Annotated in this window: 11 protein-coding genes, 1 tRNA gene and 1 pseudogene; 4 read left to right on the top strand and 9 right to left on the bottom strand. The window is 64.8% G+C overall.

The genetic code is table 11. The features are described 5' to 3' along the window. Positions 1-34: 34 nt before the first annotated feature. The gene (murA, locus tag AUP43_RS02835) at positions 35-1,309 is read right to left on the bottom strand and encodes a UDP-N-acetylglucosamine 1-carboxyvinyltransferase (protein WP_067552393.1); all 1,275 of its coding nucleotides are present in this window, start codon (positions 1,307-1,309) and stop codon (positions 35-37) included. Positions 1,310-1,393: 84 nt separating this feature from the next. Beyond that, positions 1,394-1,564 (bottom strand): hypothetical protein, encoded by a 171-nt coding sequence (locus AUP43_RS18900; RefSeq protein ID WP_157089206.1) that lies wholly within the window; start codon positions 1,562-1,564, stop codon positions 1,394-1,396. Positions 1,565-1,690: 126 nt separating this feature from the next. Here AUP43_RS18900 and AUP43_RS19540 point away from each other — a divergent pair, with 126 nt between their 5' ends. The 3 genes from AUP43_RS19540 to AUP43_RS18895 all read left to right on the top strand — a co-directional run bounded on the left by AUP43_RS19540 (position 1,691) and on the right by AUP43_RS18895 (position 2,523). Further along, positions 1,691-1,825: a hypothetical protein gene (locus AUP43_RS19540; RefSeq protein ID WP_269746855.1), complete on the top strand. Its 135-nt coding sequence runs from the start codon at positions 1,691-1,693 to the stop codon at positions 1,823-1,825. A 150-nt stretch (positions 1,826-1,975) separates the two neighbouring features. Next, a tRNA-Thr gene (locus tag AUP43_RS02830) sits at positions 1,976-2,050 on the top strand. 323 nt (positions 2,051-2,373) lie between these two features. Beyond that, complete coding sequence (locus AUP43_RS18895; RefSeq protein ID WP_157089205.1) at positions 2,374-2,523, top strand: hypothetical protein; 150 nt, start codon at positions 2,374-2,376, stop codon at positions 2,521-2,523. Between the two features lie 23 nt (positions 2,524-2,546). Here AUP43_RS18895 and AUP43_RS19670 read toward each other — a convergent pair. From AUP43_RS19670 to AUP43_RS02805, 6 genes and pseudogenes are all read right to left on the bottom strand, one after another. After that, positions 2,547-3,587: pseudogene (locus tag AUP43_RS19670) on the bottom strand (recombinase family protein); the annotation flags it as partial. Further along, positions 3,578-3,937 (bottom strand): hypothetical protein, encoded by a 360-nt coding sequence (locus AUP43_RS02825; protein WP_067552389.1) that lies wholly within the window; start codon positions 3,935-3,937, stop codon positions 3,578-3,580. The pseudogene AUP43_RS19670 and the gene AUP43_RS02825, both read right to left, overlap by 10 nt. A gap of 180 nt (positions 3,938-4,117) precedes the next feature. Further along, on the bottom strand, positions 4,118-4,510 hold the full coding sequence (locus tag AUP43_RS02820; protein ID WP_067552386.1) for a hypothetical protein: 393 nt from the start codon (positions 4,508-4,510) through the stop codon (positions 4,118-4,120). A 25-nt stretch (positions 4,511-4,535) separates the two neighbouring features. Continuing rightward, positions 4,536-5,192, bottom strand: coding sequence for a hypothetical protein (locus tag AUP43_RS02815; RefSeq protein ID WP_157089204.1), 657 nt, complete (start codon positions 5,190-5,192; stop codon positions 4,536-4,538). Continuing rightward, positions 5,179-6,711, bottom strand: a complete 1,533-nt coding sequence (locus AUP43_RS02810) for a type IV secretory system conjugative DNA transfer family protein (protein WP_067552380.1) — start codon at positions 6,709-6,711, stop codon at positions 5,179-5,181. The genes AUP43_RS02815 and AUP43_RS02810 overlap by 14 nt, the downstream gene beginning before the upstream one ends. 28 nt (positions 6,712-6,739) lie before the next feature. Beyond that, positions 6,740-7,744: a hypothetical protein gene (locus AUP43_RS02805; RefSeq protein WP_067552377.1), complete on the bottom strand. Its 1,005-nt coding sequence runs from the start codon at positions 7,742-7,744 to the stop codon at positions 6,740-6,742. A 244-nt stretch (positions 7,745-7,988) separates the two neighbouring features. On the opposite strand from AUP43_RS02805, the gene AUP43_RS02800 reads away from it, so the two are divergent. Next, positions 7,989-8,705 carry a hypothetical protein gene (locus tag AUP43_RS02800; RefSeq protein WP_067552374.1) on the top strand — a complete coding sequence of 239 codons (717 nt, stop codon included), beginning with the start codon at positions 7,989-7,991 and terminating at the stop codon, positions 8,703-8,705. A 12-nt stretch (positions 8,706-8,717) separates the two neighbouring features. Here AUP43_RS02800 and AUP43_RS02795 read toward each other — a convergent pair. After that, positions 8,718-9,089, bottom strand: a 372-nt coding sequence (locus tag AUP43_RS02795) for a recombinase family protein (RefSeq protein WP_157089203.1), incomplete at its 5' end; no start/stop codon positions are given.

Below are 9,089 nucleotides of genomic sequence, written 5' to 3'. Positions count from 1 at the left end.
GCCCGATGCTTCGAGACGGCGGCAGTCCTGCCCCCTACTCCCCGCGCAGCCTTTCGATATCCGCGCCGCAGGCGGCCAGCTTGGCCTCCAGGCGCTCATAGCCGCGATCCAGGTGATAGACCCGGTTGATGACCGTTTCGCCCTCCGCCGCCAGCCCGGCCAGCACCATGGAGACGGAGGCGCGCAGATCGGTCGCCATGACCGGCGCGCCCTTCAGCTTCTCCACCCCGCGAATCATCGCCGAGGAATGGTGGACATTGATGTTCGCCCCCATGCGGCACAGCTCCGGCACATGCATGAAGCGATTCTCGAAGATCGTCTCGGTGATCATGGCCGCCCCCTTGGAGGTGGTCATCAGCGCCATGATCTGCGCCTGCAGATCGGTCGGGAAGCCGGGATAGGGCTCGGTCATCACGTCGACGCCCATCATCACGCCATTGGCGCGGCTGACCCGCAGGCCATCCTCGAAGGTCTCGATCTTCGCCCCGGCCTCGCCCAGCAGCTTCAGCAGCGCCTCCAGCAGGGTCGGGCACACGCCGGTCAGCGTCAGGTCGCCATCGGTCATCGCGGCGGCGATGGCGTAGGTGCCGGCCTCGATGCGGTCGGCGACCACGCGATGCTCCGCGCCATGCAGCGCGGCCACGCCCTGGATGCGCAGCGTATCCGTGCCGATGCCCTCGATCTTCGCGCCCATGGCGACCAGGCAATGGGCCAGATCGTTCACCTCCGGCTCGCGGGCGGCGTTGACCAGCACGGTCTCGCCCTCGGCCAGGCTGGCCGCCATCATCAGATTCTCGGTGGCGCCGACGGACACCTGCGGGAAGACGAAATGCCCGCCCTTCAGCCCCTTGGGCGCCTTGGCGTGGATATAGCCCTCCTCCAGCGATATCTCCGCCCCCAGCGCGGTCAAGCCCTTCACATGCAGATCGACCGGCCGGTTGCCGATGGCGCAGCCGCCGGGCAGCGACACCCGCGCCTCGCCGCAGCGCGCCAGGATCGGCCCCAGCACCAGTACGGAGGCGCGCATCTTGCGCACGAGGTCATAAGGCGCGGTTGTGCTGCTGATCCGCCCGGCGGTGAGGCGCATGGTGCGGGTGCCGTTCTCGCCCTCCACCTCGGCGGTGGCGCCATGCTGCTCCAGCAGCTTCTCCATGGTGGCGATGTCGGCCAGGTCGGGCAGGTTGGACAAGGTAAGCGTCTTGTCGGTCAGCAGGGATGCCGCCATCAGCGGCAGGCCGGCATTCTTCGCGCCGCTGATCTGGATGCGCCCCTGAAGCGGGCGACCGCCGCGAATGCGGATCTTGTCCATGAAGGTCTCTCGTGTTTTCGGCGTCTGTCGGGAAATCGGCGATGCGCCGGGTGAAACCGTGTTTAGCCGAGGCCGCCCGCGCCCTCAACCGGCAACCGAGTCATCGGCCGGATCGATGGCTTTTTTACGGCTGCCCGCATCCTCTTCAGTCGCTGTGCTCGCCGGCTCCTGGGTATTGCGGCCGCGGGCCTGCTGCTTGCGCTTCAGCAGGTTCTGGCGCAGCGCCTGGGCCAGCCTCTCAGCCTTGTCATCCATCCGCCGGATCGCTCCTGTTACAATGCCTCGATACGACCGTGAAACGGTCATCATGCCGTCACGCGGCAGTCACGCCGGCGTCACAGCTTCTCCCTATAGTGCGCGCAGTTTCAGGGGAGATCATCCATGGCCGTTCTCAGCACAATTGCTCTCAGCGCCGCAATCACGGCGCTTGTCGCGATCCCGATGTTAAAGCTGTTCTGCCGCCAGATCGACCGCCATATGGATGAGGCCTTTCCGCTCGATCTGCGCTGGTTCTGAGCCACGGGCGGCGGCGTTCCCCGCCTTGTAGCGAGGCGTAAAATTTTCCGTCATCATTGCTTGCATGCCCCTGCCCTCTGTGGCATGTTCCGCCGCGCTTCGGGCGGCCTGCCGCGACAGGCCGGGCATTCGCCCTCGACGCCCCGATATGCTGCGGTAGCTCAGTGGTAGAGCACTCCCTTGGTAAGGGAGAGGTCGAGAGTTCAATCCTCTCTCGCAGCACCATTCCATTTTCCACCCCTGAAACAGCCTCTAACATCTTGAACGGCAAGGTGGTTTTTGGTGTTTTAAATCCTTTGTTCCGATCATATGACAGATGCTCGGAAAAGACCAATTTGAGCACCGTTCTTTGCAAGTCCAGACGGTCGGAATTCCAGATGTCACAGGGGTTTGATAGAAAGCCGATGGCGAGTTTAAATAGTTCGTCGAAGGTGCCGCGCGGTTGAGCCGATACCCCGGCCCTCTCCTGTAACAGCAGCTTTTCCCGGTCCAGCTCGTCAATCCGCCTTTCGTAAGCGGCGATGACACGCGGGTTGGACGTTTCCACGATGCGCTCGATCATTTCCTCGATCTTCCGCTCGGCATCCAGCGACGCCTGCTTGAGCGCCGCCGACCTCGCGGCCGTCTGGTCGAGCTGCTGGTTCCAGGAGTCGCGGAACATGGCGGTGACGATCTCTGCCAGCATGGGCGCGGGCTGAAGCCGAGACAGGAGGTTCAGAAACTCGCCCTCGATCTTGCCGCGCGCAATTACCTTTGCATACGCGCCACATCCACGCTTGCGGCAGAAATAATACGGGTACTTCTTGTATTTGCCCGTGCACCATCCGGCGGTGAGAGGGGTGCCACAATCGCCACAGGCGACCGCGCCGCGCAGCGGAAAGTCCTCTTTGATATCCTTGCGCATGGGAGCATAGACGCCTTCGTTCAGGCGCTGTTCGATCCGCTGGAATACCTCAAGGCTGATCAGCGGCTCATGCTGGCCCTTGCGCAAGGACACACCCCATTTCGGCACGCTGACATATCCGGCGTACACCACCTTTTGCATCAGCCGCAGCACGGTTTGATGGCGGATTTCTCCGTTTGGCAGGTCTTTGGGGAACAATGGCTGGGATTCCAGATATCTCTTCACCTCGGTTTGTGAAGAAAACCGCCCCGTCGCATAGCCCTCAAGCGCATCTTGCACGATTGTCGCAAGCGGCTCGTCCCGAATGAGTTCCTTCCCGCCGCGCGATGATTTGACGTAGGTATAGCCCACGGGCGCGCGGAACACCCAAAACCCCTGTTCGACGCGGGCCTTCATTTTCTGCCGGACCTGGCGGGCATTCTGCTCGCGTTCGAGCTGACCTTGAGCCGCGAACACCGTTTCGACGAACTTGCCCTCGGGCGTGTCCTCGAACCGGAAATTCAGGCACTCGACGGACGCGTTGCGCAGTTGAAGCTCACGGCGCAGCCGGATGTGGAATTCCGTATCTCTGGCGAAGCGTTTAAGGTCGTCAAAAATAACGACGTACCTCTTGCCGGCCTGCTTATCGAGATAGCGCAGGAGCGACACCATACCGGCGCGCTTCATAAAGTCGCCACCGCCCGACACATCGTCGGGGAATACGGCTTCGACGCTGTACCCTTGACTCTCCGCGTATTGGCGGCACCGAAACTCCTGGCTGTCCAGGCCGGAAGCCTCGTTCGATTGTTTTTTACTCGACACTCGACAGTATATTATTGCCCGGCTTTCCAGCCGATCATTCTTTCCAATTACTTGCATGAATCGCTTCCTTCCTTGCGCTTCCCCGCTTCCGGGTCAGCGCCATTCGCCAATATTTTTATTCTATGTTGATCTTCGCATTGTCGCCTATCCGACTCTGCGCGTAAGGGCTTGCTCGATGATTTAAAGAGTTTCCCACAGGCAATTTCGACCTGCTGCGCAGGATGAACGCCAAAACCCAGCGAGACGAATGAGACGACGAGGTTCCACAGCGCTTGCAGAAATTCCCGTTTCTGATCCTCGCTGAGGTCGGACTCTTCGAGGTAATGCGCATAAAGATCATAATCGACGGTGATAACGGGAGGCGGCAGGAGTTCCCCACCTATGTTGTCATTCTCGATGTCGCTCATGCCGGTCTCCTTCGTTTCTGTCGTTCGTCGTTACCCTGCCGCCTTTCTCTTGTCGCAACAGAACATATAGAGAACATTTGTACGATAATCCTTGCTGCGACGCAAGAAAAAGCTGTGAATATTTTCCTATTACTGGAGCGTAAGCGCCCCTGTGCGCCCTCGCATACATCCGAATTCTCTTCACTCCGGCAGCGGCAGGAAGCGGATCAGGCTGCACCCGCCGGGCGGGGCGCTTTCCGCCGCTGGGACCGCCCCGTTCCAGCCGACATAGACGCAGCCGGGCAGGCGCAGATGCGGGGTGCCGGCGGCCCAGGCGAAGAGCAGCACGCCGAGGATCACCACCGCCCAGAGCGGCGGCACCGGCGAGAAGGGGCGCGGCGTGCGGATCGCCCGCCATCTGGTGTGCGCCTCATTGAGCCGGATTGCGGCGGCGATGCCGAAGATCAGCGCGAAGGCGCAGTGGCCGAGCGTGTCGCCGCCGCTGGCGATGCGCCAGCCCACCGCCAGAAAGAAGGCGGCGAACAGCATCTGCGCGGTCTGCTGGGGTGTGGATTTTATGTAGAGCAGGCTCATCGGTGCTTCCTCCTGATCCAGGCGTTCAATCCAGGCTGGGCCGGCTGCCGAGCGGGGCCGCCCCCGCCGCGCCGAGTTGACGCGTGCCCTCGGTGCCGCGCGCATGGGCATCGTGCTCCTGGAGCAGCCGCACCAGGGTCCGGGCCTCCTCCTCGAAGGCCACATCGGCCAGCGGAATGCGGTGCGGTCCCATATCGAGCACGATCTCGTAGCCACGCCGGAAGTGATCCGATTGCTGGCCATAGCCCAGGGTGCGGGCGCGCTCCTCCGCACGGGCCTCGTCGATCCGCAAGGGGTGCTCGCGCATGAGGAAGCCATGCGGTGCCGTGGCGTCGAAGGCCCGCCACGCATCGCCGATGTGGATGCGGAACAGGCCGGGACGGAACTCCGCCAGCAGCCGGTCGCCATGCGGCCGCAGGGCCGACAGGCCCCAGCGCCGCAGCAGCGGCCCCGCCAGCGTGTGGGCGACGATGTTCGCCAGCCCGACGCCCAGGGCCAGGAGGAACAGCGTCTCCGGCAGACGGTCCAGCCGGTAGAAGCACCAGAGCCAGGCTCCGTAAAAGAGTATCCGCACCGCCCACAGCGCCAGCGGGTAGAGATCGTCCAGCACATAGAGCCAGGACGGCGAGAGATAGCGCCGCTCCAGGCGGCGGACATCAGGCTCCGCGTCAGTTACCGGCATGGAACTTCCCCTCGAAGAATGAATGGGTGTCGTAATTGACGCGCTGGAGGATCAGCGGATCGTCGCCCGCGCGGATGACGAGCTGGCGGGCCAGCCGGTCGTCGCGGCCGAAGTAGCGGGCGACCTCTTCCAGCGTCATCAGCTCCTGCACCTCGACCGACCAGCTCTCGCCGGTCAGCCCCTGGCGCTCGCGCCCGTCCGGCGAGACTTCGCCCCGGCGGATAAGGGCCAGCGAGGTCTTGCCCAGGCGCTTGGATATCCACTCCAGGGTGAAGGCGTCGTTATTGCCGAAGAATTGCAGCGTGCCGGCATTGCCGAGGAAGGTCTCCCAGCGCTCGGCATAGAGCGCCTTCAGCTGGGTTAAATCCTGAAGCACCGGCCAGAGCCGCACGCCGAAGCCGGCGATCTGCCCGGCGGCGTCCTCCACCGTCTTGAGATGACCCATGACCGGGAACTCGTCCAGGCACAGCAGCACGGGGATAGTTGGCCGGCTGCGCTCCCGCTCCATCGCCGCCAGGGCGAGGTTCACGAACAGCCGGAACCAGCGGCTGCACGTGCCGAGCCGCATCGCCGGCAGACAGAGATAAAGCGTCGTCGGTTCGCGCTTGAGGGATTCCAGATCAATGGAATGGGTGCTGACCGCCTCCTGGATTGAGCGATAGGCGAGAAAGCGCAGATGCCGCCTTGCGGTCGAGAGCACCGAGCCGCGCTCGTCTTCCGGCTTGTCGAAGAAGGCGGCGGCCCCTTCCTGCACCGCGCCGTCGGCTTCCTCATTGGCCAGCATCTGCCGCTCCAGGGCGGCATAGCCGGAGCGGTCGCCCTCATCCGCGCCGCGCATGAGCAGCCTGTAGACCGTGACTAGGCTCCGCATCTCTTCATAGGCGGGGTCGGTTGCGACATGCAGGATCAGCGCCTCGATCCAGTGCCGGGCGCTGTCGTCCCAATGCACATCCTTGCCGCTGGCGATGACCAGCGCATCGGCGATCAGACCGGCATCCTCGATCAGCGTCGGGCACTCAGGATCGAGAATGCTCATCGGGTTGAACCCGCCGCGCCAGCGATCCACATGCGCGCCGGCGACGCGGAAGGGATCGAGGCCGACCACGCGCTGGCCCAGGCCCAGCGCGCGGCGCTCCGCCGTAATGGAGAACAGCTCGCCCTTGGGGTCGGTGGCGAGCACGCTGCCCTCATAGTCGAGCAGCGTCGGCACGATGACGCAGCGCCCCTTGCCGGAGCGGCTGCCGGCGATGGTGACGATATGCCGGTCATCGCCCGAGCCGATGCCGTGGCCATCCATCACATGACGCTCGACCCGCCCGTCGGGCAGGGTGCGGCTCTCGATCCGACCGCCGACCACGCCGAGATGGATCTTGTTCGAGCCGCGCCGCAGGCCGGCCGACGCCACAATGCCGTCGGGATCGCGGAACTGCGCGCGCGGACCGATATGGTCTTCGAGCCGCGTCTCCCGCCCGCCACGCTTGGGCGCACCGCGCGGGATGTCGTCGAGGAGGTCGAGCATCGCCATTCTCCTTCACATCAATGCGCGATCAATGCGCCACTGGGCCGACCTGCTCGCCCCAGGCCGTATCGGCCGGGGTCCAGTCGGCTTCGGGCGCGGGGGAAGGCGACGGCAGGGACTCCGCCGGCCTGCGGCCGAGGAAGACCAGCAGGCAGGTGCACAGCACCTGGATCAGGTCCGGGATGAAGGCCAGCAGCATGTTCAGCGTGAAGCCGAGATCGGCCAGGCCGACACTGGTGATCATCTCGCTCGTCTTGGCGACCACCTGGCGATAGACCAGCGTGCGCCGGTCGAGCCAGCCAACGCTGTCAATCTCCGCCAGGGAGGCTTCCAGCGCCTGGATCAGGCGCTCGACGTTCGGGGCCTGCACGCCGAGCTGCGCGGTGAAGCGGCTCATCACCTCCGCCTTGGCGCGCAGCGCCGGCACGGCGTCGCCGACGGCGGCGAGGTCCGCCGTCAGGGACACGCCGCGCTCCGGCGGCGGCAAGGCCCGGCCGAGCGTCCCGCCATAGGTCGCGCGAAGGCTGTTGAAGGCATCCTCGGCCGCCCGGTAGCGCGGCCCCTGGCCGGTCGGGTTCTCCTCGCGCATGCGGAGACGGTAATGCTCGATCTGGCTGCCATAGAAGCCGGTCAGCTCAGTGTCGATCCGCACCGCCTGCCGCCAGGCGGCGGCGATCTTCGCCTCGGTCTCCTTTACGAAAGACTCCCCCAGCGCGGCGTCCACCACCATGAAGCCTTGCGTCAGCGAGGCGAACAGGGTCAGCAGCAGCACGATAGAAAAGCAGAGTTGCAGCATCCAGCGCCGGACCCGCAGCGCATGGCCGAGCACGTAATAGAACACCGCCGTCGCCCCGGTGACGGCGAGCGCCGCCAGATAGGCGGCCGCGCGGCCCAGCGGATTGGCCGCGCTGTCGAGCTGGCCCGACACGGTGAAGCCCGCCACCAGCATGGAGCAGCTCCACAGCATGGCGGCCACGGCAAGCGCGATGACGATACGGGTGAGCCAGAGATGGGCCTTGGGGTCGATCTGCATGGAAGCCTCCTTCAGGCGCGGCGGGAACGGAGTCCCGCGTCAAAAAAAGCGCATCGAAGGAAGGATCGACTTTTAAAAGGATGCCCTCGGCGTCAATCGCTGGGAACCCGCCGCGCGCGCCCGCTATGCGCGTTCTGCGGCGGGAAGCGCCGAAGGCGCGGAATTCCGCCAAAGGAATGCCGAAAGGATTTTATCCGGGGGCGGGATCGGGAAAGATAGGCGAGACAAACGATAGGGGGACGGAATGACGGGCAGGCTGGCTCCCTTCGCCAGGGCGGAGGATTCGGCGATCCAGGAGCTGTTGAAGGGCTTCGTCCTGGTCCATCCGCTGGAGTATATCGCCGAGCAGACCGGCATGAGCGCGCGCACCTGCCGGACGATCCTGCTCTCGCTGCGACCGAGACTGCTGCGCCCGCGCTATTATCCCTGGACCCGTCCGGACGGCACCCTGGCCTTGTGGGACGACCGCGCCATCGAGGCCGGCCTGCGCGGATTCGTTAGCACCCTGGCCAACTGCTATTACGACCGCGCCTGCCAATCCAATTACGCGCAAGGGCTGCGCGAGGAGCGCGGCTGCCGCTCCTGCCCGCTGGACGCGCTCGACAGCGAGGGCGACTTCGGCGCGGAGTATCTGGACGCCATGCGGCATCACATCGACCTGATCCGCTTCGTCTATGACCGCATCGGCGTCAAGGGCGAGCGCCGGATGCATCCGCGCACCCTGTTCCAGCTCCGCTACCTGCACACCATGGCCGTGTTGCGCGGCCGCGAGGAAAGCCGCAAGCGCGCCGACGGCGACGTGGATTTCCGCGACCGCAGCCCGCTCTCCAGCCGCAGCCTCTATGAGACGCTGCTCGCCGATCTGCGCGGCGAACCGCTGGAGAAGCAGGAGGTCTATCGGGAGGAAGGGGAGGATCGGTACGATGCGGATGAGCGGGTCAGGGTGACGAGGAAAGAATGAAGAGGAACCCGCTCAGACCGGAAGGGAAGCCGGTTCAGGGATAACGGGGAAAACCCGCTCGATGGAGCGGGTCACCGTCGAGGCGCTGACATTCATCGTCCTGGCGATGACGGCTATCTTCTCGCCCGAGCGCGCCAGCGCCGCCGCCTTGCGTATCTGGTCGAGGGTGAGCTTCTGCGGCCGGCCGATCCTGACCCCGCGCCGCTTCGCCGCCAGCATGCCGGCGCGGGTCCGCTCGCGGATCAGCTCCCGCTCGTACTCCGCCATCGAGGCCATGATGCCGAAGATCATGCGGCCTTCCGGCCGCGTCGTGTCGATAGAAGCGCCCTGGCCGGTCAGCACCTGCAAGCCTACGCCGCGTATCCGCAGCTCCTCGACCAGGGA

This window comes from Oceanibaculum pacificum, from assembly GCF_001618175.1.
In the GTDB taxonomy this organism is placed as follows: Bacteria; Pseudomonadota; Alphaproteobacteria; order Oceanibaculales; family Oceanibaculaceae; genus Oceanibaculum; species Oceanibaculum pacificum.
This window is presented reverse-complemented; position numbering and strand designations above follow the sequence as displayed.